At 68.0% G+C, this 22400-nt stretch carries 25 protein-coding genes; 15 read left to right on the top strand and 10 right to left on the bottom strand.

Annotation, left to right across the window (positions count from 1 at the left end; all coding sequences use genetic code 11):
- Positions 1–348: 348 nt before the first annotated feature.
- From K0O62_RS15295 to K0O62_RS15280, 4 genes are all read right to left on the bottom strand, one after another.
- A complete protein-coding gene (locus K0O62_RS15295) occupies positions 349–795 on the bottom strand; it encodes a DUF5078 domain-containing protein (protein ID WP_073859787.1) in 447 nt (148 codons plus the stop codon).
- Between the two features lie 10 nt (positions 796–805).
- Complete coding sequence (locus tag K0O62_RS15290) at positions 806–1132, bottom strand: DUF732 domain-containing protein (protein WP_234803649.1); 327 nt, start codon at positions 1130–1132, stop codon at positions 806–808.
- Positions 1133–1139: 7 nt separating this feature from the next.
- Entirely contained in the window at positions 1140–4034 is a 2895-nt protein-coding gene (locus K0O62_RS15285) for an MMPL/RND family transporter (RefSeq protein WP_220045462.1), read from the bottom strand.
- Between the two features lie 126 nt (positions 4035–4160).
- The gene (locus K0O62_RS15280; RefSeq protein ID WP_073855268.1) at positions 4161–4592 is read right to left on the bottom strand and encodes an MmpS family transport accessory protein; all 432 of its coding nucleotides are present in this window, start codon (positions 4590–4592) and stop codon (positions 4161–4163) included.
- 410 nt (positions 4593–5002) lie between these two features.
- Between K0O62_RS15280 and K0O62_RS15275 the strand changes: the two genes are divergently transcribed.
- The 3 genes from K0O62_RS15275 (at position 5003) to K0O62_RS15265 (ending at position 7656) form a co-directional block, all read left to right on the top strand.
- Positions 5003–5551, top strand: coding sequence for an Rv1352/Rv1906c domain-containing protein (locus K0O62_RS15275; RefSeq protein ID WP_073855267.1), 549 nt, complete (start codon positions 5003–5005; stop codon positions 5549–5551).
- Between the two features lie 157 nt (positions 5552–5708).
- Entirely contained in the window at positions 5709–6896 is a 1188-nt protein-coding gene (locus tag K0O62_RS15270) for an acyltransferase family protein (protein WP_073855266.1), read from the top strand.
- A gap of 76 nt (positions 6897–6972) precedes the next feature.
- The gene (locus K0O62_RS15265) at positions 6973–7656 is read left to right on the top strand and encodes an Rv0518 family GDSL lipase (RefSeq protein WP_372512814.1); all 684 of its coding nucleotides are present in this window, start codon (positions 6973–6975) and stop codon (positions 7654–7656) included.
- A 9-nt stretch (positions 7657–7665) separates the two neighbouring features.
- On the opposite strand, the gene K0O62_RS15260 is transcribed toward K0O62_RS15265, so the two are convergent.
- Entirely contained in the window at positions 7666–8325 is a 660-nt protein-coding gene (locus K0O62_RS15260) for an MOSC domain-containing protein (RefSeq protein WP_073855264.1), read from the bottom strand.
- A 43-nt stretch (positions 8326–8368) separates the two neighbouring features.
- Here K0O62_RS15260 and K0O62_RS15255 point away from each other — a divergent pair, with 43 nt between their 5' ends.
- The 3 genes from K0O62_RS15255 to K0O62_RS15245 are packed head-to-tail and all read left to right on the top strand — an operon-like array spanning position 8369 to position 11769.
- Entirely contained in the window at positions 8369–9511 is a 1143-nt protein-coding gene (locus K0O62_RS15255) for an alkaline phosphatase family protein (protein ID WP_073855263.1), read from the top strand.
- Positions 9512–9554: 43 nt separating this feature from the next.
- Positions 9555–10514, top strand: a complete 960-nt coding sequence (locus K0O62_RS15250) for an o-succinylbenzoate synthase (protein ID WP_073855262.1) — start codon at positions 9555–9557, stop codon at positions 10512–10514.
- A gap of 4 nt (positions 10515–10518) precedes the next feature.
- Complete coding sequence (locus K0O62_RS15245) at positions 10519–11769, top strand: cytochrome P450 (protein WP_073855333.1); 1251 nt, start codon at positions 10519–10521, stop codon at positions 11767–11769.
- Positions 11770–11776: 7 nt separating this feature from the next.
- Here K0O62_RS15245 and K0O62_RS15240 read toward each other — a convergent pair whose 3' ends face one another.
- Complete coding sequence (locus K0O62_RS15240; protein WP_079244226.1) at positions 11777–12682, bottom strand: aminoglycoside phosphotransferase family protein; 906 nt, start codon at positions 12680–12682, stop codon at positions 11777–11779.
- Positions 12683–12757: 75 nt separating this feature from the next.
- Here K0O62_RS15240 and tpx point away from each other — a divergent pair, with 75 nt between their 5' ends.
- Both tpx and ripD read left to right on the top strand, forming a co-directional pair.
- The gene (gene tpx / locus K0O62_RS15235; RefSeq protein ID WP_073855261.1) at positions 12758–13252 is read left to right on the top strand and encodes a thiol peroxidase; all 495 of its coding nucleotides are present in this window, start codon (positions 12758–12760) and stop codon (positions 13250–13252) included.
- 261 nt (positions 13253–13513) lie between these two features.
- On the top strand, positions 13514–14140 hold the full coding sequence (gene ripD / locus K0O62_RS15230; RefSeq protein WP_073855260.1) for an NlpC/P60 family peptidoglycan-binding protein RipD: 627 nt from the start codon (positions 13514–13516) through the stop codon (positions 14138–14140).
- 35 nt (positions 14141–14175) lie between these two features.
- Here the strand turns inward: ripD and K0O62_RS15225 are convergent, their stop codons facing one another.
- Entirely contained in the window at positions 14176–14739 is a 564-nt protein-coding gene (locus K0O62_RS15225) for a DUF4334 domain-containing protein (RefSeq protein ID WP_073855259.1), read from the bottom strand.
- Between the two features lie 66 nt (positions 14740–14805).
- Here K0O62_RS15225 and K0O62_RS15220 point away from each other — a divergent pair, with 66 nt between their 5' ends.
- Positions 14806–15174 (top strand): NYN domain-containing protein, encoded by a 369-nt coding sequence (locus tag K0O62_RS15220; protein ID WP_073855258.1) that lies wholly within the window; start codon positions 14806–14808, stop codon positions 15172–15174.
- Between the two features lie 5 nt (positions 15175–15179).
- On the opposite strand, the gene K0O62_RS15215 is transcribed toward K0O62_RS15220, so the two are convergent.
- Entirely contained in the window at positions 15180–16748 is a 1569-nt protein-coding gene (locus K0O62_RS15215) for a class I adenylate-forming enzyme family protein (protein WP_372512815.1), read from the bottom strand.
- Between the two features lie 30 nt (positions 16749–16778).
- The gene (locus K0O62_RS15210) at positions 16779–17459 is read right to left on the bottom strand and encodes a DUF899 domain-containing protein (protein WP_073855256.1); all 681 of its coding nucleotides are present in this window, start codon (positions 17457–17459) and stop codon (positions 16779–16781) included.
- Positions 17460–17573: 114 nt separating this feature from the next.
- Here K0O62_RS15210 and K0O62_RS15205 point away from each other — a divergent pair, with 114 nt between their 5' ends.
- From K0O62_RS15205 to K0O62_RS15180, 6 genes are all read left to right on the top strand, one after another.
- Positions 17574–17912: an ArsR/SmtB family transcription factor gene (locus K0O62_RS15205; RefSeq protein ID WP_073855255.1), complete on the top strand. Its 339-nt coding sequence runs from the start codon at positions 17574–17576 to the stop codon at positions 17910–17912.
- The gene (locus tag K0O62_RS15200; RefSeq protein WP_073855331.1) at positions 17902–18339 is read left to right on the top strand and encodes an SRPBCC family protein; all 438 of its coding nucleotides are present in this window, start codon (positions 17902–17904) and stop codon (positions 18337–18339) included. Before K0O62_RS15205 ends, K0O62_RS15200 begins: the two co-directional genes overlap by 11 nt.
- Positions 18340–18595: 256 nt before the next feature.
- Positions 18596–18799 carry a cold-shock protein gene (locus tag K0O62_RS15195; RefSeq protein ID WP_073855253.1) on the top strand — a complete coding sequence of 68 codons (204 nt, stop codon included), beginning with the start codon at positions 18596–18598 and terminating at the stop codon, positions 18797–18799.
- A 155-nt stretch (positions 18800–18954) separates the two neighbouring features.
- Positions 18955–19596: a dihydrofolate reductase family protein gene (locus K0O62_RS15190; RefSeq protein WP_234800003.1), complete on the top strand. Its 642-nt coding sequence runs from the start codon at positions 18955–18957 to the stop codon at positions 19594–19596.
- A gap of 82 nt (positions 19597–19678) precedes the next feature.
- A complete protein-coding gene (locus K0O62_RS15185) occupies positions 19679–21298 on the top strand; it encodes a threonine/serine exporter family protein (RefSeq protein ID WP_073855330.1) in 1620 nt (539 codons plus the stop codon).
- A gap of 40 nt (positions 21299–21338) precedes the next feature.
- Positions 21339–22001 carry a hypothetical protein gene (locus tag K0O62_RS15180; RefSeq protein WP_079244227.1) on the top strand — a complete coding sequence of 221 codons (663 nt, stop codon included), beginning with the start codon at positions 21339–21341 and terminating at the stop codon, positions 21999–22001.
- An 18-nt stretch (positions 22002–22019) separates the two neighbouring features.
- Here the strand turns inward: K0O62_RS15180 and K0O62_RS15175 are convergent, their stop codons facing one another.
- Positions 22020–22385, bottom strand: a complete 366-nt coding sequence (locus K0O62_RS15175; protein ID WP_073855249.1) for an Hsp15 family ribosome-associated heat shock protein — start codon at positions 22383–22385, stop codon at positions 22020–22022.
- Positions 22386–22400 lie beyond the last annotated feature (15 nt).

Genomic DNA, 22400 nt, shown 5'->3' with positions numbered 1-22400 from the left:
TCACAATTCGGTATCGCGTACTCGATCTCGTAAAAGCCCTGGTGAACACCCTTGTCGGAGACCGATATTCGAGAGTTGCTGGACGCGTTCTGCAGTTCTCGCAAACATGTTGTGCGGCATGGTCGTCTGAGGTGTGCGAGCAACGTCATGTCACGACGAATATGAATTGTGTTGGCACTCTGGTTCGTCGGCTTCGGAGTTCGAAATGTATTGCAGCACAGCATGTTCAGACGCCATGCAACGGGCGCCGACGGCTCCGGCAACAGAAAGGTCCCCGAAACGTTGCAATCCGTTCCGGGGACCTCGGGTGAATGCGGTGCGGCGACGAGGCCTACGACCGATTCGGATTCACCAGACCCAGACCGACATGTCGTCGGGCGGGTAGTTCATGCAGACCTTGGTGGATGCCGCCACGACGCCTTTGTTGTTGAAGAAGATCTTGGCCCAGTTCGGCCAGTTCCAGGACAGCTGTTCGTAGAAGGCGTTGGTGGCGGTGTCCTCGGAGTACTGGCGGCGGCCGGCGTAGTCCATGGCGAAGAACCAGTGGATGCGGTCCTGGACGGCGCGGTGCACTTCCGGTGACTTGTTGTTGTAGTCGATCATGTAGCGCTCGTAGTAGACCGGGTTGGTGTCGCGGGTGGCGGCCAGGATCTGCTCGGCGGTGCACGGGGTGTGCAGGATCTTGTTGGGGATCGGGTAGTCGTCGGTGGCGTCGGCGGATGCGATCGCCGGGGCCAGCGTCAGGGCGGCGGCCGCCGCGAGGGTGGCCACACCCATTTTCGTGATCTTCGCCATGATGGACTCCCTACTGTGCGGTGAGCAGAACGCGCTTGTCGGGGCAGTAGTAGTTCATCGCCGCGCCCAGGAACTGCCAGGCCTGTTCGGTGCTGCTGCCGCGCTGCAGCTGATCGGAGACGAATTTCGCCGAGTCCCGGGCGTTGACGTCCACCCCGCGGTCGAGGCGTTTGCAGGCGATCTTGCCGATCCAGGCGTTGTAGTCCTTCTGCCCGTAGATGCCGTAGCTCTGCAGTTCCTTGGCGAAGGCGGTGTCCGGGTCGGCCTGCGCCGGTGCAGCCAGCACAAGTGCGGAAGCGGCGCCGGCGGTCACGATGGCCACCATGGGCTTGAACATCATCGACTCATTCCTGTGAGGAGCTGGCAGCCCCGACGGCTTCGGGTTTGGGCCACGGTGCCGGCAGCGGGCGTTCGCGCACCCGTTGCGGCCACCAGAACCACTTACCCAATAGTGCGGCGATCGACGGCGTCATGAACGCCCGGATCACCAGGGTGTCGAACAGCAGGCCCAGGCCGATGGTGGTGCCGACCTGCCCGATCACGGTGAGTTCACTGACCGCCATCGACATCATGGTGAACGCGAACACCAGACCGGCTGAGGTCACCACCGAACCGGTGCCGCCCATGGCCCGGATGATGCCGGTGTTCAGGCCCGCGTGGATCTCTTCCTTCAACCGGGCGACCAGCAGCAGGTTGTAGTCCGCCCCGACGGCGAGCAGCACGATCACCGCCATGGCCAGCACCATCCAGTGCAACGGGATGCCGATGATGTGCTGCCAGATGAGCACCGAGAGCCCGAACGCCGAACCCAGCGAGACCGTCACCGTGCCGACGATCACCGCGGCGGCCACGATGCTGCGGGTGATGATCAGCATGATGATGAAGATCAGCCCGATGGACGCGATCCCGGCGATGATCAGATCCCACTTGGAGCCCTCGGCCATATCTTTGAACACCGAGGCGGTGCCGGCCAGATAAACCTTGGAGCCTTCCAGCGGGGTGCCCTTGATGGCTTCCTTGGCCGCCTGCTTGATCGCCTCGATGTGGGCGATCCCCTCCGGGCTCATCGGGTCGCCCTCGTGGCTGATGATGAAGCGCACCGCATGCCCGTTGGGGGACAGGAAGTTCTTCATGCCGCGCTTGAAGTCTTCGTTCTGGAAGGTTTCCGGCGGCAGATAGAAGGAGTCGTCGTTCTGCGCGGCGTCGAAGGCCTCGCCCATGGCCGACGAATTGTCCTGCATCGCCGACATCTGATCCTGTATGCCCTTCTGGGTCTGATACATGGTCAGCATGTAGGTGCGCATGTTCTTCATCGTCGCGATCATCGACGGCATCAGCGCGACCATCTGCGGCATCAGTGCGTTGAGCCGCTCCATGTCCGGGATGATGGCCTCGATGTCGTCGGTCATCACGTCGATGCCGTCGAGGGTGTCGAAGATCGAGCGCAGCGCCCAGCAGCCGGGAATGTTGAAGCAGTGCGGTTCCCAGTAGAAGTAGTTGCGCATCGGCCGGAAGAAATCGTCGAAATTCGAGATGTTGTCCCGCAATTCGGCGATGTCGAGCGTCATGTCCTTCATTTTGGTGACCATCGAGTTCGTCACCGCAGCCATCTGCACGGTGATCGAACTCATCTTCTCCATGTTGGTGACCGTCGTCAGCATGTCGTCGGCCTGCTTGAGCATGTTGGCCATCATGTCCTGCTGGTACTTCTCGTTCATTTTCTGCGTGGTGCCCTGCATGCTGATCTGGAACGGGATCGAGGTGTGCTCGATCGGGGTGCCCTGCGGGCGGGTGATGGCCTGCACCCGGCCCACACCGGGCACCCGGAAGACGGACTTGGCGATCTTGTCGATCACCAGGAAGTCCGCCGAGTTACGCAGATCGTGATCGCTTTCCACCAGCAGCAGTTCCGGGTTCATCCGGGCCTGCGAGAAGTGCCGATCGGCCGCCGCGTAGCCGACGTTGGCCGGCAGGTCGTCGGGCAGATACTTCCGGTCGTTGTAGTTGGTCTGATAGCCCGGCAGCGCCAGCAGACCCACCATCGACAATGCGATGGTGGCGACCAGGACGGGTCCGGGCCAGCGCACGATGACGGCGCCGATCTTGCGCCACCCGCGGGTGCGCATGGTGCGCTTGGGCTCCAGAATCTTGCGGAACCGGGTGGCCACCGAGATGACGGCCGGCCCGAGGGTCAACGCGACCAGGACCGCGACCGCCATGCCGATCGACAGCGGGATGCCCAGCGAGACGAAGTAGGGCAGCTTCGTGAAGTGCAGGCAGAAGGTGGCGCCCGCGATGGTCAGGCCCGAGCCGAGCACCACATGAGCGGTGCCGTGAAACATGGTGTAGTACGCCGACTCCCGGTCCTCGCCCTCGGCGCGTGCCTCCTGATATCGGCCGATCAGGAAGATGGCGTAGTCGGTGGACGCGGCGATGGCCAGTGTCACCAGCAGGTTCACCGCGAACATCGAGAGCCCGATGATCTCGTGATAGCCGAGGAAGGCGATGACGCCGCGGGTGATGCCGAGCGCGACGACCACCATCGCCAGCACGAGGACGGTGGTGACGAACGAGCGATAGATGATGAGCAGCATCGCGATGATGACCGTGAAGGTGAGCATCTCGATCACCCGGACGCTGCGGTCGCTGGCGATGTGCTGATCGGCGGCCAGCGCCGACGGGCCGGTGATATAGGCCTTCACCCCGGGCGGGGGAGTGACACTGTTGACGATGTCCTGCGCGGCCTCCACCGACTCGTTGGCCAGCGCCTCGCCCTGGTTGCCGGCGAGATAGACCTGAACGTAGGCGGCCTTGCCGTCGGGGCTCTGGGCGCCGGCGGCGGTCAGCGGGTCGCCCCAGAAATCCTGGACGTGCTCGACGTGTTCGGTGTCGGCTTCCAGTTTGTCGATCAGCTCGTCGTAGAACTTGTGTGCCGCCTCGCCCAGCGGTTCCTCGCCCTCGAGGACCACCATCGCGGAACTGTCGGACTTGAATTCCTCGAAGACCGCGCCGACCCGCTTCATCGCGATCATGGACGGTGCGTTGTCCGGGCTCATCGAGACCGCGCGCAGCTGCCCGACCTCTTCGAGCTGCGGGACGACGCTGTTCAGAACCACCAGTAGCGCGATCCAGCCCAGGATGATCGGGAGCGCCAGCGTGCGGATGGTGCGGGGGATGGCGCCCCGGCGCGGGGGCTGGGTGACCGGGATGGTGTCGGTCCGCAGTTCGTCTACGCTCATGCGGCCACCTCGCAGGCTCGGGCGCCGCATTCAACGCTGATGATTCGCTCGCGTTGCTCGCTCATGCGGCCACCTCGCAGGCTCGGGCGCCGCATTCAGTGCCGATGATTCGCTCGCGTTGCTCGCTCATGCGGACTTGACCAGGCAATAGGTGTGCGCGCCGACGCCGTTGACGGTGCGCTCGTCCTTCACCTCGTCATCGACGGTGATCCGGCAGGACAGCGTGCTGCCGTCACCCTGGCCGGAGATGGTCGGGAACACCGACGGTGCGGTGGTGCTCAAGGTGATCTCCCAGGGCAGGGTGACGTTGTCGGCGCGCACCGGTTTGGCGTCCAGATCCATGTAGTTCACGTTCGCCGTGGCGCCGGGCTCGCCCCACATCTCGTACTTGACGACCTTCGGGTCGAACGGCTCGGTGTCATCGGAGGCACTGTTCTCGGTGGAGATGTAGCCCGGGCCGGTGCCGAAGAAGGTCCGCACCCGCATCACGGTGAACGTCGCCACCAGCACCACGGCGACGATGACCAGTGGGATCCAGATCCGCTTCAGAATCGTCATCGAGAATCGAGTTCCCCGCTGCCTTGTCTCGCCCCGTCGCGAACCGGCGGGAGCCGTCCCGGGCCGGTCCGGCCGGCGCCCTTGAAAATTGTTACCTCGACCACATGCCTGCTGAGGTAAGGGAGAGCTTAGCCCATATAACAGAGTGAACGTGGAGCCCGTATCCGGCGTCCGCGCCACGTCGCCTGTGCGGTCGCACGGCAAGGCCTCTACCTGCGGATTGGCCGGTTCAAACGGGGCCCCGCGAGGTGGGTGCGGCGGCGGTTTCCACCTCGGCGGCCGATCGCGGGAGCGTCTCGGCCGGGACGCGGGCGACCGACCTCGGTCCGGCCCGACGACGCACGCGTCGGTGTTGTGACGGTACCCACGGTATTCCCGAAGGTATCGATGCGCGCCTACCCTGGACTGCCATGGGGCTCAAACTGTCGATCACCGTGTCCGCCGCGCTGGCGCTCGCCGGACTGGTCGCCGCGGGGCCTGCGGCCGCCGAGCCCGCCGATCCGGCGATTCCGGTCAGCCCGTCGCTCGAGGCGCCCCCGGCCGATCCCGGCACTGCCGCTCCGGCCGCGCCCGCGAATGTGATCGACAAGGACGGCACCTACAAGGTGGGCACCGACATCCTTCCCGGCGTGTACGGCTCGGGGGGCCCGCTGCCCGAGGGCACCTGCTCATGGCGGCGCATCGCCGGCCTCACCCCCGAGGGGGAGCCGGGCGAGACGCTGGACCGCGCCTTCACCAAGCAGCCCCAAGTCGTCGAGATCAAGGCGGACGACGGCTACTTCAAGACCACCGGATGCCAGACCTGGCAGCTGACCAATCAGCCGCCGCCCGGACCGGGTACCCACCCGATGGTCGCGGCGTTGCAGTGGAAGCTCTATCTCGACACGCTCAACCGCAACGCTGCGCAGTATGACGCGAACCCGCCACAGCCTGCGCCCCCGCCGGCCGGCACGCCCTGATCGGAGTTCTCCAGCAACGTCGCGGTTTTCGCTGCTCACGCCAGACCCGGTAGCACTGTTATTCTTCGGTGGTCACCGGCTGTCTGGGCGTGGGGAGCTGTCCGCCCGGTGAGTGCGCGTCAGCGCGGATGACGATCGAAACGCGGGAAAGAGTGTTGTGCGCAGCGGAGAAATCAAGGCCCTCACCGGTCTTCGGCTCTTCGCTGCGGTCTGGGTGGTGCTGTTCCACTTCCGCCCACTGCTCCAAGATGCGGTCCCCGATCTCAGCTCCGCGCTCGCGCCCGTTCTGAACAGTGGCGCCCAGGGCGTCGACCTCTTCTTCATCCTCAGTGGATTCGTGCTGGCGTGGAACTACCTGGACCGGATGGGCCCGGCCTGGTCGACCCGGGACACCCTGCATTTCCTGTGGATGCGGTTGGCCCGAGTGTGGCCGGTCTACCTGGTGACACTGCACCTGGCCGCGCTGTGGATCATCTTCACCCTCAACGTCGGACACGTGCCGGCCGAGAACGCCGACACCCTGACCGCGACGAGCTATATCCGCCAGCTCTTCCTCGTGCAGCTGTGGTTCCAGCCGTACTTCGACGGTTCCAGCTGGGACGGCCCGGCCTGGTCGATCAGCGCCGAATGGCTGGCGTACCTGACGTTCGGATTCCTGGCGCTGGTGATCTTCCGGTTGGCGCGGGCCACCCGCGCCCGCAGCCTGCTGCTGCTCGCGTTCGCGGCGACCCTGCCTCCGGTGATGTTCCTGTTGGCCAGCGGCCAGTTCTACACACCGTGGAGCTGGCTGCCCCGCATCCTGCTGCAGTTCACCGCCGGCGCCATCGCCTGCGCGGCGGTGCGCCGGCTGCATCCCACCGAACGCACCAGGACCGCGGCGGGGGTGGCGTCAATCCTTCTGGTCGCGGCCATCATCGGCATCCTCTACTGGCTCGACGGTCATCCCATCCCGAGCGTGATCGACAGCGGCGGTGTGGTCGATCTGCTGTTCGTCCCGCTGGTGGTGACGCTGGCCATCGGGACCGGCACCCTGCCGCGACTGCTGTCCGCCAGGGCGCTGGTCTACGGCGGGCAGATCTCTTTCAGCCTCTACATGGTTCACGAACTGGTGCATACCGCCTGGATCTGGGCCGCCCAACAGTTCGAGCTCACGCTGGTCGGGCCCGGCGGTCCCTGGCTGCTCACCGCGATCCTGGCCGTCACCCTGGCCAGTTCGGCGCTGCTCTACCACCTCGTCGAAGAACCCGCCCGGCACTGGATGCGCCGGATGGTCGACGTCCGGGCCGCGGCGCCGGAGGTGAAACGGGTCGCCGCCGACCGGGTCGATTCCAAACTCTCGGCCTGACACGAATCGTTCTGCGCGCCACGGTATCTGCGCGTCGAGTAGGCTGACGCAGATTGTTCACCGAGGAGGATGTCCCGTGCGTCGTCTGACCATGCTGGTGGCCTCGGTTGCGTTGTTGGTCGCCGCGGCACCGCCCGCCCCGGTCGCCGTGCAGTTGGTGGGCCGGGAGTCCACATTGAGCCGGGTCGCGGTGATCAGCGATTCCTACACCACCGGTACCGATCTGGGCGGCCACGGCACCAGCGGCTGGCCCGCGCTGGCCTGGCAACTGCTGGCGGCGGAGGGCAAACCGGTGGCCGCCGACGTGGCGGCCGAGGGCCGCGCGGGGTACGGCGTGCGGGGCGACCACAACAGCACGTTCGGCGACCTGACGGCACGCGCGGTACGGCCCGATGATGCGCTCGTGGTGTTCTTCGGGTCCCGCAACGATCAGCCGGTCGAGGCCGTCGAAGTGGCCGGATTGGCGCGCAGCGCTTACGAACTCGCGCGGCGTAAGGCGCCGACCGCCCGGTTCCTGGTGATCGGGCCACCGTGGCCGACAGCGGATGTGCCGGTGCGGATCCTGCAGATCAGGGATGCCCTGGCCACGGTCGCGCGGGCCTCGGGCGCCACATTCGTCGATCCGCTCGCCGAACGCTGGTTCGTCGACCGGCCCGATCTGATCGCCGTCGACGGGGTCCATCCCAACGACGCCGGGCACGCTTACCTGGCCCAGCGGATCGCGCCGCTCATCGCCGCCGCGCTGCCGCCCGCGCGCTGAGCCGACCGGTCACCGTGCGGCGCGCCTGCGCGCCTTCTCCATCAACGGTTCCGGCAGCGCATCGGCGGCCAGCAGGGCCGGCCACAGACTCGGTTCGGTGGTCATGGCGCGAAAGACCAGGCCGATGGTCACCTCGTGATCGGGGCGGTGCACGACCTCGATGGCGTCGCCGGCGCGCAGCGTGCCGGGGGTGATGATGCGAAAGTACGCGCCCGGGATCGCCTGCGCGGTGAACGTCTTGATCCAGCCGTTGACCTCCAGCCACGCCGCGAACGTCCGGCACGGGGTGCGCGGTCGGGTGACCTCCAGCACCAGGCCGTCCGCCCCCACCCGCCAACGCTCGCCGATGCGGGCCCCGGTGACGTCAATCCCTTCGGTCGTCAGGTTCTCCCCGAAGACCCCGTTGCCGATCGGGCGCCCGAGTTCGGCCTCCCAGAAGTCGAGATCCTCCCGGCCGTAGGCGTACACCGCCTGATCGTCTCCGCCGTGATACTTCTGTTCGCTGACCAGATCCCCGACCAGTCCGCTGCCCAGGCCGCCGCGCATCGGTCCGGGCGGACGTACCTCGACGGGGTCGTCGGTCGGGCGCTTGTCGATTCCGGTCGGCTTCTTCTTCGTGTCCGGGTTGGTGAACGGATGGGCGAGATTGACCGTCAGCACGCTCGGCATGCGGGCCAGCCTAGTGCCAGCCGACACCGCATAGCCTGTCTGCATGTTCGTCACTCCGCGGTACGGCGACGGTGCGCTCGCCGATCTGGTCCCGTCGATACTCGCGGTGCTCGGGGTGCCGGGGGAGACCGACCGGGTGGGGCTGGGGCTGGACGGGGTGCGCAGGGTCGCGGTCCTGCTGATCGACGGCATGGGTGCGGACCTGGTGGCCGCGCGCCACGAAGTGGCACCATTCCTGGCTGCCCGGCCGACTCGCTCGTTGACGGCGGGCTTCCCCAGCACCACCGCGGCCAGCCTGGCCTCGCTGGGCACCGGATTGCCCGCGGGAGAACACGGTCTGGTCGGGTATCTGCTGGCGGTCCCCGATCACGACCGGTTGATGAATCCGCTCAAGTGGCGGTTGATGGGCGAGGGCCCGAAGGTTGATCTCCTCAAAGAGCTTGTCCCCGAGCAGTTTCAGCCGACGGCAACGGCGTTCGAGAGGGCGGTCGCCGACGGCGTGGTGGTGACCCAGGTGGCGCCGATGTATCAGGCGGGATCGGGCCTGACCAGGGCGGCGTTGCGCGGTGGCGACTTCCGGCCGTCATTTTCGTCGGGGGACCTGGTGGACGGCGTGATCGAAGCGCTGCAGGCCGGCGACCGCAGCCTGGTCTACGCCTATCACGGCGACCTGGACCTGACCGGGCATGTACGCGGGCCGGGTTCGGAATCCTGGGCGCTGGAACTGCAGCAGATCGACCTGACCATCCGGCTGATCGCCGAACGGCTGCCCGCCGGGTCAGCCCTGGTCGTCACCGCCGACCACGGCATGGTGCACGTCACCGATCCGGTCGATTTCGACCGCCGCACCGAATTGCAGGCCGGGGTGCGAGGACTCGGCGGCGAGCCCCGGGCACGACACGTGTACACCGACGCGGGCGCGGCGGCCGATGTGGCGGCCGCCTGGCGGGACGCGCTCGGCAGCGACTTCACCGTGCTGACCCGCACCGAGGTCGTCGAGGCGGGCTGGCTCGGGCCCACGGTGTCGGCTCATGTGCAACCGCGCATCGGGGACGTCGTCGTGGTGGCCAACGGCGATCGCGCGATCACCCGGTCGGCGGCCGAACCGCTGCAGTCCCGGCTGGTCGGCCATCACGGTTCGCTGACCCCGGCTGAAATGTTGGTACCGCTGTACACGATTCGTTGAGCTGCCCACCGCCGACGGCATCGTCGGATAGCGTGCTGTGCTTGTGCAGACGTTGACCGATCTGGACACCGCTCCGGTGTTCGCCATACCGATGCGCGACGGCGTGACGGTGCACGAAGGGATCCTCATCGAGGGCCCGCAGGGCTGGGGGGAGTTCAGCCCGCCGCCGGGGTGTGCCGACCACCTGCTGGTGCGCTGGCTGACCGCGGCGACCGAGGCGGGCACCGTCGGCTGGCCGGACGCCCGCCGGGGCCGGGTGCCGGTGGCGGTGACGGTGTCCGCGACGGATCCGCAACGCGCACACGAACTGGTCACCCGGTCGGGATGCCGGACCGCCACGGTCGAGGTCGGCGACCCGGCGCACACCCTGGACGACGACGTGGCCCGGGTACAGGCGGTGCACGATGCGCTCGGCTTCGATGGCAGCATCCGCTGTGACGCCAAGGGCCGCTGGAGCACCGACGCCGCGGTGACCGCGATCGCGGCGCTGGACCGTGCGGCCGCCGGGCTGGAATTCGTCCAGCAGCCGTGCCGGACCACCGCGGAGCTGGCCCAGGTGCGGCCGAAGGTCCGACCCCCGGTCGCCGTCCACGAATCCCTGGAGTCCTCGCTGGGCGACCCCGGACTCGCGGACGCCGCCGACATCGCCGTGCTGCACTGCGGCACGCTCGGCGGTGCACGGCGCGCCTTGCGGATCGCCGAGGCGTGCGGGTTGCCGTGCACCGTCACCTCGGGCGTCGAGACCAGCATCGGCGTGGCGGTGGGAGTGGCGCTGGCCGGCGCGCTGCCCGAGCTGCCCTTCGCGTGCAGCCTCGGTTCGACGTCGCTGCTCGACTCGGACCTGGTGGCGGCGTCCCGGATCCTGGCGCCGGTGGACGGCTTCCTGCCGGTTGCGCCCATGTCCCCGGCCCCGGTGCCGGAGCTGCTGACCAGGTACGCGGTCACCGATCCGGACCGAATCCGGTGGTGGCGGTCACAGCTGAAAAGCGCGATTGCACAATGAGGACATGACTTCGGTGTCCGAACCGGCGGTCCTGCTCGGGCAGGCACTCTCCCCGTCCAACCGTGTCGATCCCTACCCTGCCTACCGTGACCTGCGCGAACACGGTCCGCTGCAAATTCCGGAGATCAGCCTGACCGTGCTGTCCTCCTACGCGGACTGCGATGCCGCGCTGCGCCATCCGGCCTCGGCCAGCGACCGGATGAAGTCGGCCATCGCGCAGCGCCAGATCGCGGCCGGGGAACAGCCGCGGCCCTTCGGGCTGGCCGGCCTGGTGGACAAGCGCCGCACACCCGCCTTCCTGTTCCTGGACCCGCCCGACCACACCCGGCTGCGCAAGCTGGTGGCCAAGGCCTTCGCGCCACGGGTGATCAATCAGCTGCGAGACGAAATCGTCGCGACGGTCGACGCGCTGCTGGACACCGCCGAGGAATGCGGCGAGTTCGACGCGGTCAGCGGGCTGGCGTACCCGGTGGCGGTCGCGGTGATCTGCCGGCTGCTCGGGGTGCCCGTCGAGGACGAACCGAAGTTCGGGCATGCGTCGACCCTCCTGGCGCAGACCGTCGACCCGTTTCTGAGCGCGACCGGTGATGTGCCCGAAGGTTTCACCGACCGCATCGAGGCGGGCAAATGGCTGCGCACCTACTTCCGTGACCTGATCGAACGCCGCCGCAGCAGCCCGGGCGATGACCTGCTCTCGGCGCTGATCGCCGTCGAGGAGTCCGGTGATCAGCTCACCGAGGACGAGATCATCTCGACCTGCAATCTGCTGCTGATCGCCGGGCACGAATCCACCGTGAGCCTGATGGCGACCTCGGTACTGGCGATGCTGCGGGACCGCAGGCAGTGGTCGGCGCTCGGCGCCGACCCGGCACGGGCGCTGCGGGTCGTCGAGGAGACGCTGCGCTTCGATCCGCCCGCGCAGCTGCTGGGCCGGGTGGCGGGCGAGGAGATGACCATAGGGGAGACGGTCATCCCCAAGGGCGACACCATGATCGTGTTGCTCGCCGCCGCGCACCGCGACCCGGCGGCCAACCCGGACCCGGACACGTTCGATCCGGACCGGACCGGCATCCGGCATCTGGGCTTCGGTCATGGCGCGCACTTCTGCCTGGGGGCGCCGCTGGTCCGGTTGGAGGCCTCGATCGCGCTGACCGCGGTGACGAAACGATTCCCGAAGGCCGAACTCGGCGGCGAACCGCAATACAAGCCGAACGTGACACTGCGGGGCATGCTGTCCCTGCCGGTTCGGGTCTAGCCGACCATCAGTCCTGCACTGCCTTGGCGACGGCCACGCAGGTGGTGAGCCAGGCGGAGTTCGGTGCCCTGCCACCCCCGGTGTTCTCGGTGAGCTCCCACATCGCGTTGTGCATCATCCGCACGATCACCCAGGCCCGGGCCCGGTCGACGTCGAATCCGGCGGCGTCGACGAGCGTGTGGAACCGCCGTCGCACACCGTCGCGGACGTAACCGGACAGCTCGTCCCAGCGGTTCCACAGCATCGGGGCGATCTCGTAGTGCGGGTCGCCGGCCATCGGTTTCGGGTCGATCACCAGCCACGGTTCCCGCTCGGATGCCAGCACGTTGTCGTAGTGCAGGTCCCCGTGGACGATGGTGTCGGCGGCCCCGGTGTCCGTCACCAGATCGGCACCCAACGACAGCGCCTGTTCCACCAGCCGGTGCGGCAGGGCAGCGCTGCGCGGCAGTGCGGCCAGGTCGGCGTTCCCGGTCCGGACGAAGTCGGCGAGCCGGCGCAGTTGCGGCAGCGCGGGCACATGGATCCGGCGGTACAGCCCCGCTACGACCTCACAGGCCTCCAGATCCCAGACATCGTCGAGGCTGCGGGCCTGCAGACGTTCCAACAACATCGCCCGCCGGTACGGATTGGCGCCCAACAGCCGCACCGTGCCGTTGCCGTCCCAGCGTCGCAGCGCAAGATGCTCGTGCTCGGATTCGTCGTCGGGGAACGCGACCTTGAGCATGGCGGGCACACCGTCGCCGGTGCGTACCGGCAGCACGACCGAGCAGAAACCGTGCAGTGCTGCGCCGTCGGGCACCAGATCCCAGTCGTCGAGCTGGCCGGCCACCGACTTCGGCAGACCGTCCACCCACGTCTGCCACTGCGGCCCGCGGGCACTCATGGCGCGGACCGCGGCGGGCAGCTCGATCACCCCACCATCGTGGCACGTGGCCGTCGTGGACCCCGGGGCCCCACCGGTGACGTGATCTTTGACAGACTGGTCTGCATGGCACAGATAACACTCAAGGGAAACCCCATCAACACCGTCGGCGAGCTGCCCGCGGTGGGCTCGCCGGCCCCGGCCTTCAGCCTCGTCGGCTCCGACCTCGGCGCCGTCACCAGTGAGCAGTACAGCGGCAAGCCTGTGCTGCTCAACATCTTCCCGTCGGTGGACACCGGCATCTGCGCGGCGAGCGTGCGGACCTTCAACGAGCGTGCCGCCGCCACCGGCGCAACGGTGCTGAACGTGTCCAAGGATCTGCCGTTCGCGCAGGCACGCTTCTGCGGCGCGGAGGGCATCGAGAACGTCGGATCGGCATCGGCGTTCCGGGACAGCTTCGGCGAGGATTACGGCATCACCCTGGCGGACGGTCCGATGGCCGGGCTACTGGGTCGTGCCGTCGTGGTGATCGGCGCCGACGGCAACGTGGCCTACACCGAGCTGGTTCCCGAGATCGTGCAGGAGCCGAACTACGACGCAGCCCTCGCCGCGCTGCAGTAGATCAGTTTCGCCGCAACGGCACCGGTGGGCAGGCTGCCCGCCGGTGCCGTTTTGTTCTGCGCTTGCGAATACGCCTCGGTCCGGTTCCGGTTCGGTCACGCCCGGTTCGGCAGGTCACCGTCGGGTCACGAATGCGTATCTCATTCACGGTGTGCGCCAATTGAATTGGGCAAAGCTCGGGACAGTCGGTACAAATACTTGTGGTGGCGTCAATTAGCGCTGCCACGTTACCGACCCGAATTGAAAGAGTTGACGCTGGCGATGAGACGCTTCTGTGCTTTGGTACTCGGCCTGGCTCTGCTGTTGGTGAGTCCCGGCGTCGCATCCGCCGAACCCTTCAACACCCGTCCGGTGCGCAACCAGCAGGCCGTCGACTACGTGATCAAGCGCGCGTTGTCGCAGCGCGGCGTGCCGTTCGCCTACGGCGGCGGTGACGCCAACGGCCCCACCCGCGGTGTCGTCCGGGAGACCCCGGTCGAGGTCGATCCGGCCGCTGCCGCGATCCCCGGCGGCGTCCCCGGACTCAACTTCCCGGGATTGGCCCCGCCGGCCCCGGTGGCGGCACCGCTGATTCCGAGTGCCGCGACGGTCCCCGACCCGGCCGCCAATGTGGTGGGCTTCGACGCTTCGGGCATCGTCGTGTACGCATTCGCCGGCGTCGGGGTGAAGCTGCCGCGGTCCTCGGGCGAGATGTACAAGGTCGGCCAGAAGGTGCTCCCCGAACAGGCGCTGCCCGGTGATCTGATCTTCTACGGTCCGGAGGGCACCCAGAGCGTGGCGCTGTTCATCGGCAACGCGCAGATGGTCGAGGCCACCGACTCCGGCGTCGCGGTCTCGCCGGTGCGGACGGCCTCGATGACCCCGTATCTGGTGCGCATCATCGCCTGATCTTCACCCGCGAGCCGGGGCGCCTGCGCAAGGGGTCAGTGGACCGGAAGCGAATCGTCGCGTTGCAGGACGAAGAAGTACGGGCGTTTCGCGCCGCGGTAGTCCATCGCGCCGATGACCGTGTCCGCCGGGGCGTCGGGCACCCTGCGGAACACGTCGTTGATCGGCAGGTTGTCGTAGATCATGGTCGCGCTGTCGACGCCGCGATACCGGGTGGTGCGCAGGCGTGCCTTCGGCGTCTTGGTCCGCAACGCCGGGCGCAACGAGGAGATCGGCTGTACCAGAGACAGATTGCGCACCAACGGGATCTTCGTCGCCAACCCCAGCCCGCCGAATGCCAGCACCGGGTTGAGCGCCCACAACGCGGTCCCGCCGTCCTTCGGGAACAGCAGCGGGTGCACGGTTTCGGCGTCGAGGAACTGTTTGCCCCACCAGCCGCTGGCGGCCAGTAACCCGTCCATCGGGTGCGCGGTCGGCAATTCGGCGCCGTGCCAGGTGCCGATCATGAACTCCGGCTCCGCCGCCGGAGCGGCGTCGAAGAATTCCAGTGCCTCGGCGGTGGTGGTGGGCACGGTGGGCAGGACATCCTCGGCGAGCATGGAATCCAGCGTACTTGACAGGTGTCAAGTGCTCAATGGGGTGCGGCGCGGCCGTACTGTCATGACGTGCGCTGGATCGTGGACGCCATGAACGTCGTCGGTTCTCGGCCCGATGGCTGGTGGAGGGACCGCCACGGCGCGGTGCGCACCCTCGTCGACCGGCTGGAACACTGGGCCCGGGCCACCGAATCCGAGGTGACGGTGGTCCTGGAGCAGCTGATGTCGCCCGCGTTGCAGTCCGGCGTGATCGCGGTGCGCCACGCACCGCGCGCGGCCGCGAACTCTGCCGACGACGAGATCGTCCGGTTGGTCCAGGCCGACGGCGCACCGCAGGACATCACGGTGGTGACCTCCGACGGAGCGCTGAGTGCCCGGGTCCGCGCGGCCGGTGCGACCACCTTCCCGGCCGGCCGTTTCCGCGATCTTCTCGACTGAGTGGGTCAGCTCTGCGTGTGGAGCACTCCGTCGATCACCATGCCCAGCAGTGCTTTACGGTCGAATTTTCCACTGGGCAGGGTCGGTATCTGCGCGCCGGTCGCGATCACCCACCGGGTGGGCACCTTGTACACCGACAGGTGCTCCCGGGTGAGGCGGCGGATCTCGTCGACATCCGGATCCGGGCCCGCCGGCACCACGACGGCGCAGACCTCTTCACCCCGCTCGGGATGTGCGACACCGATCACCACACACTGCGCGATCCCGGGCAGCGCGGAGATCACCGCCTCGACTTCGAGCGGGGACACATTCGCGCCACCGGACTTGATCAGATCGGTGGTGCGGCCGACGTAGAACAATCGCGGGTCATCGGCGCGCCGGTAGACGCGGTCTCCGGTGTGATACCAGCCGTCGACGTCGAAAACCTCGGCACGCTCACGCTTGTTGTAGCCGGCCATCACCCCGACGCCCCGGATGAGCAGTTCCCCGACGACGCCGTCCGGGACCGCGGCACCGTCGTCATCGACAATGGCGATATCGGTATAGGCGAATCCGCCCGCGGTTTCGGACATGGTGCGGTGCACCGGAAATCCGTCCGGCACATCCGTCATGGCGATGTCCAGCGGACCGTCGCGCAGCATCGGCGCACCGGACAGGTCGCGGCCGGCGAAGCTGGGATGATCGCGCACCCGCTGGGTGAAGGCGGGCCAGCCGATCAGACCGGTGCCGTGCTGCTGCTCGATCAGATCCAGTGCCGTGCCGGGATCCAGCCGCGGCAGCACCAGCAAGGTGATCGACTCGTGCAGCGCGCCCATCGCCGCCAGCAGCCCGCCCACCCAGAAGAACGGCATGGCACACAGGATTCGGGGTCGCGCCTCGGAGCCGGTGACCGCGCGGATCGCGGCCGGCCAGGTCGATGTCTGCCGGACCAGGGTGCCGTGGGTGTGCAATACGCCCTTGGGGTCCGCGGTGGAACCCGAGGTGTGCACCATGATCGCCAGGTCCGCGGGGGACACCTCGGCTTCCACCGCGGCGAGGATGGCGCCGGGAACCTGGGCGGTCATCGCGCCGAACCGGGTGGCCCAACCCGATTCGCTGTCCTCGGTCAGCACGATCCGGCGCAGATACGGTGCGCCCGGCAGGACGAGTGCGTCGCGGACCTGGCCGGCGAGACCGGGCAGTGCCGTTTCCAGACGGGTTGCCACGTCGGTGCCCAGGACCTGCCCCGGGGCGATCAACGTCCCGATATCTGCCAGCCGGAGCACCTTCGCGATCTCGGCCGGGGCGTACAGCGTGCTCAGCGGGATCACCAGCGCGCCGATTCGCGACAGCGCCAGCCACCAGGTGACCCAGTCCAGGTCGTTGGGAAAGAAGAGCCCGACCCGACTGCCTTTCCCGATGCCGGCCGCCAGTAGTCGGCGTGCGATATCGGCCGACCGGGCGTCGGCCTCGCGGTAGGTCAGCGCTCCGGCGGGACTGACCACGTAGGTATCCGGCGCGCAGGCCCGGACCCGCGCGGCCAGCAGCGCGGGCACGGTCAGCGGCGACGTAACAATCTTCTGCGGATCTGTCACGTAGCGATCATCGCCGATGACCCCCGCGGATCAGTGATCGCCGTACGTGTCGTGCCATCGCCACCATTGATAGGGCGGACTCTGCGGGTAGCCGGCCGGTGAATCCTCCCAGGTCTCCTGGCGGCCGAGCGCGGTCATATCCAGGAAGCTCCAGGTGTTCACGAATGCCTCATCGCCGCGGTCGTTGATGAAGTAGGTCCGGAAGATGTCCTCGCCCTGCCGGATGAACGCGTTCGTGCCGTGCCACTGGTCGACTCCGAAATCGGTGTCGAACGCCGCGCCGGGTTCCCCGACGATGGTGTACCACGGCAGGTCCCAGCCCATCCTGTCCTGAATCCGGGCGATGTCGCGCTGCGAACCCCGGGACACGTAGACCAGCGTGGTGTCGCGGGCATGCAGGTGGCTGAGATTGCCGACGTGGTCGGCCATCAGGGAGCAGCCGACACATCCATGGTCGGGCCATCCACCGACCCCGGGGTCGGCGAACGCGCGGTAGACGATCAACTGTCGGCGGCCGTCGAAGAGGTCGAGCAGGCTCAGCCGACCGCGCGGCCCCTCGAAGATGTAGTTGTTCGGGACCAGGGTCCACGGCATGCGTCGGCGCAACGCTGCCAGTTCATCCCGGGCCCGGGTCAGTTCCTTCTCCTTGACCAGCATCTGGTTGTGGGCGTCTGCCCATTCCTGGGCGGACACGATCTCCGGTGTCTGCATGACAACCCCCTTGCGCCTGCGGCGGCGAATCTCCAACCGAGCGGGACAACATTCAACCAATTAGTTGAATTTGTGTTCTCGATCAGACCACGGGTTGCCGTTATAGTCAACAATATGGTTGAAGATCAGGTGCTGGACCGCGCTTACGCAGCGTTGGCGGATCCCACGCGCCGCCGGCTGCTGGAGGCGCTACGGGCCGGCGCCGCCCGCATCACCGACCTGGCCGAGCCGATGCCGATGACCTTCGCCGGGGTGTCCCGCCACATCGGGGTGCTGGAGAACGCGGGCCTGGTGACCCGCGAGGTGCGGGGCCGCGAGCACTGGCTGTCGTTGCGTGCGGAGGGGCTTGCCCCGGCGACACAGTGGATGGACGAGCAGGCCGACTTCTGGTCCGCCCGCGCCGATGCGCTGGCCGCGCGGCTCCGGCGGAACCGGGCGCGACATGACCGATGAGCTCGTGGTGCGGGTCCGGCGAATCATGCCGGCCGTACCCGAAGTGGTCTTCGACGAATGGCTGGACCCGGCCTCGCTTCGGGAGTGGATGTGCCCGCGTCCGACCCGGTGCGTCACGGTGGATGTCGACCCGATTGTCGGTGGTGCCTTCCGATTCGACGTCGACGACGAGGGCGTCAGTGTGCTCATCACCGGACGGTTCACGGTCATCGACCGCCCCCGACGCCTGGAATTCACCTGGACCAATTCCTATTGGGTGGACCCCACGACCGCCAGCGTGGTCGAAGTGACGTTCGAGCCGCTGCAGGATGATCAGACGCTGATGTCCATCGAGCACACCATGCTGCCCCCGGACGAGTACGAGAGCTTTCACGCCGGCTGGATCCGTACAGCCGATCAGTTCGCGAATGTCCTGGCCGAGCGGTGAACGGCGCGCCCGTGGTCGACCGAAAGTCACCAAATTAGGCGCTGAGGCGATTTCATTGGTAGGCTGGACCAGAACGTCGCATTCGTGAGGCCGGGTCTGAGTTCGGCTGAATTGCGGCCGGTATCCCAGACACTCCTCATCACGGTTGCGTCGTCAACCGTACTTCCTTGAAACGCAACAGATTTGGCGACCAGAGTTCGCCACCCAAGCCTCGGACGACACCACGTTCGTCCGTGTGAGAAGAAAGAAGTAAGAAATGGCAGAAGGAACCGTCAAGTGGTTCAACAGCGAAAAGGGCTTCGGCTTCATCGCTCCTGACGGCGGCGCACCCGACGTGTTCGTGCACTACTCCGAGATCCAGTCCGGCGGATTCCGCAATCTGGAGGAGAACCAGCGCGTGCAGTTCGAGGTCACCCAGGGCAACAAGGGCCCGCAGGCGGTTGGCGTCACCGCTCTCTAAGACTCTTCTCGGACCCCGGACCGGTCGTCGCGCTCGTATGAGCAGCGACGGGCGGATCCGGGGTTTCGTGCATTTCTGACTCTCCGCCCCGCCGGCGATGATTTTCTGTGTCCCGGGCCGTCTGCACTATGTCGGTCGCAGATCCAGGAGGACACGTGCAGCTACTGAGGGTGCAGAATTTCGCGGTTTCGCAGGACGGGTTCGGCGCGGGCCGAGGCCAGAGTTTCGAGCGTCCGTTCGGGCACGCGGATCCGCAGACCATGCTGTCGTGGGCCGGCGCGACCGCGAGTTGGCCCAACCGCACCGACCCGGGCGGCAGCCGGGGGATCGACGACTACTTCACCCGGGACTACGCCCGCAATATCGGCGCGGAGATCATGGGCCGCAATAAGTTCAGCCCGCACCGCGGCCCGTGGGAGAACCACGACTGGCAGGGCTGGTGGGGCGACGAGCCGCCCTTCCACACCCCGGTCTTCGTGCTCACTCACCACGAGCGCCCGTCATTCAGCTTGTCGGACACGACGTTTCACTTCCTCAATGCGGATCCCCAGACCGCGCTCGAGCGCGCCAAGCAGGCAGCCCGGGGCCAGGATGTCCGACTCGGCGGCGGCGCACACACCATCCGTGAGTTCCTCGACGCCGACCTGATCGACACCCTGCACGTGGCGGTCGCCCCAGTCGAACTCGGCGCCGGATCGAGGCTGTGGGAATCGCCGGACGAACTCCTGGACAGGTACCACCGCGATGTGGTCCCGAGCCCGACCGGGGTGACACACCACCTGTTCTGGCGTCGCTGACCGACCGCCCGGACGGAAAACGATGCGGCACTGGAGATGCCGTTCTGGCACCGGTGGTGTGGCGATCAGTATCGTGACCGTGATGGATTTCGACCGATCCGAAGAGACCGCCCGCGCCCGTCGCAGCCTGCGGAGCGCGCTTCGTGGACGCCGGGATCCGGCGCCCATCGCGGGACAGCGCAGGCGCAGCGCCCCCCACGTCGGAGACGTGCACACCCGTAAGGTCCTCGACCTGACAATCCGGTTGGCGGAGGTGATGCTGTCCTCCGGTTCGGGCACCGCCGACATTGTCGCGACCGCTCAGGATGTCGCGCAGGCCTATCAGCTGGCCGACTGCGTCGTCGACATCACCTTCTCCGTCATCATCGTGTCGGCGCTGCCGACCTCGGACAGCCCGCCGTTGACGATCGTGCGGTCGGTGCGCCACCGCGCCACCGATTACACCCGGCTGGCCGAGCTGGACAAGCTGGTCCGCCGCATCACCTCCGGCGGCGTTTCCGTCGACCAGGCGCACGCGGCGATGGATGTGCTCAGCGAACGGCCGCATCCGTACCCGCGCTGGCTGGCCACCGCGGGCTGGGCCGGCTTCGCGCTCGGCATCGCCATGCTGCTGGGCGGCACCTGGCTGATCTGTGTGCTCGCCGCGGTCACCTCGGCGGTGATCGACCGGGTCGGCCGGTACCTGAACCGGGTCGGGACCCCGTTCTTCTTCCAGCACGCCGCCGGCGCTGCGATCGCCACCCTGGTGGCCGTCGCCGCCTACCGGTTCGCCGGGCAGAACCCGACCGCCCTGGTCGCCACCGGCATCGTGGTGTTGCTGTCCGGGATGACCCTGGTGGGTTCGGTGCAGGACGCGCTGACCGGGTACATGGTCACCGCCGTCGGGCGACTCGGCGACGCGCTGTTCCTCACCGCGGGCATCGTCGTCGGCATCGTCGCCGGTCTTCAGATCGCGACCCTGGCGGGGATCCAGATCGAGCTGCACATCGACGCCACCCAGTCGATCATCGTGCCGAGTGGGCCGCTGAGAATCGGGGTCGCGGTTTTCGGGGCGGCCCTCGCCGGGGTGTGTCTGACACTGGCCAGCTACGCCCCGCTGCGGTCGGTGGTGACGGCCGGTATCGCCGCCGGCGCGGCGCAGGCGGTGCTGATCGGGCTGGGGCACGCCCAGTTCGGCGTGGTGTTCGCGACGGGCATCGCATCGGTCGGCGTGGGTCTGTTGGCCACGCTGATATCCATCCGGCGGCAGGCCCCCGCGCTGGTGATCGCCACGGCGGGCATCACCCCGATGCTGCCCGGGCTCGCGGTGTTCCGGTCGGTGTTCTATTTCGCCGTCGACGAACGGTTCCTGGACGGCATCGCACAGCTGCTGTCCGCGGTGGCGATCGCGCTGGCCATCGGCAGCGGCGTGGTGATGGGTGAGCTGCTCGGCTCACCGCTGCGATACCGGGCCGGACGCATCGGCGATCTCGTCCGGATCGAGGGCCCGCCGGGCCTGCGCCGCGCCGTCGGCCGGGTGGTGCGCCTGCAGCCGGCCGAGCACCCGCCGGTGTCCGCGGCGGCCGCCCCGCGGGCTCAGAGTGTGGCGCTGGAACCCGAGACGGTCGCCGAGGACGATACCGGCGCCGAGTCGCCGCGCGAGGACCCGGCAAACGCGGACGATGCCGGCGCCCCCGGCCCCGGCCCACAGCCGGGCGCCTAACGGTGACGCCATCGGCCCGGAGACGCTAGCCTTTTGACCCATGACCGTTCGACAGCGTGCCGTGACGCGCCCCACCGTCAGGCTCGCGCTGGCGTCGACCATGCTGGCCGGGAGCGCGATGTTCTCGGCCGGACTCGCCGCAGCCGAACCGGTCCCGGTGGTGCCGGTGGATCCGGGGGCGCCGCCGCCTCCCGGGCAGCCGGTGGTCATGAACCCGGATGAGCTGGTCGCCGCGCCACCGGCCCCGCCGCCGGCCGGACCGCCGCCGGTGCCCGAGATGAGCGATCCGGCGTACGGCCAGGGCCAGTCCGGTGGTGCGTTCGGCTACATCAAGGACCTGTGGAACGCCGCCCGGTCCCCAGACCCGATGGCCGCGTTCTCCGAAGCCGGGCAGAGCGGGGCCCCGGTCGGGCCTCCGCCGGGCGCCGGCCCGGCACCCAAGTTGCCCCCGGGCTATACCTCGTTGACCGACCCGTCGTCGTCGACCCCGTCGCTTCGGGTCGAAGGAACCCCGCAAATGGGCGGCCCGCCGTTGCCTCCGGGCTTTGTTTCGCTGTCGGATCCCAACCCGCCGCCGGAGGTGCTGCCCATCGGCGCGCCCGGCGCCGCCCCGGCCGACGTGCCCGCGCCCGGCGCGCCGCCACCGGGCCCGGCCCCCGCACCGCTGCCACCGACCATCATCGAGCAGGGCCCGCTGAACTGACGGCGGTGACCGGGCGTGTCAGCCCAGTCCTGTCCGCCACTTGTCGAGAACCCGCCGGTCGCGCTTGGTAGGCCGGCCGGTGCCCCGATCGCGCACAGCCACCGGGGCCGCGGTCGTCGGCGGAACCACCGGAGTCCGGTCCAGATAGCAGGTCACCGCGTCGGCGGCCCCCACCCGTTTCTGGATCACCCGTACCACTTCCACGATCCGGGTTCGATCGCCCACCAGGGCACGCACCTGGTCGCCGGGCGAGACCGTGGTGGACGGTTTGGCGACCCGGTCGTTGATGCGGACGTGCCCGCCCCGGCAGGCGGCTGCGGCGTCCGGGCGGGTCTTGGTCAGCCGCACGGCCCACAGCCAGCGATCTATCCGCGTCGACTCCATGGGTCCATCATCGTG

Origin of the sequence: Mycolicibacterium diernhoferi (assembly GCF_019456655.1) — a bacterium.
Taxonomy (GTDB): domain Bacteria; phylum Actinomycetota; class Actinomycetes; order Mycobacteriales; family Mycobacteriaceae; genus Mycobacterium; species Mycobacterium diernhoferi.
The sequence above is the reverse complement of the archived record's forward strand: the minus strand, read 5'-3'. Positions and strand labels throughout refer to the sequence as shown.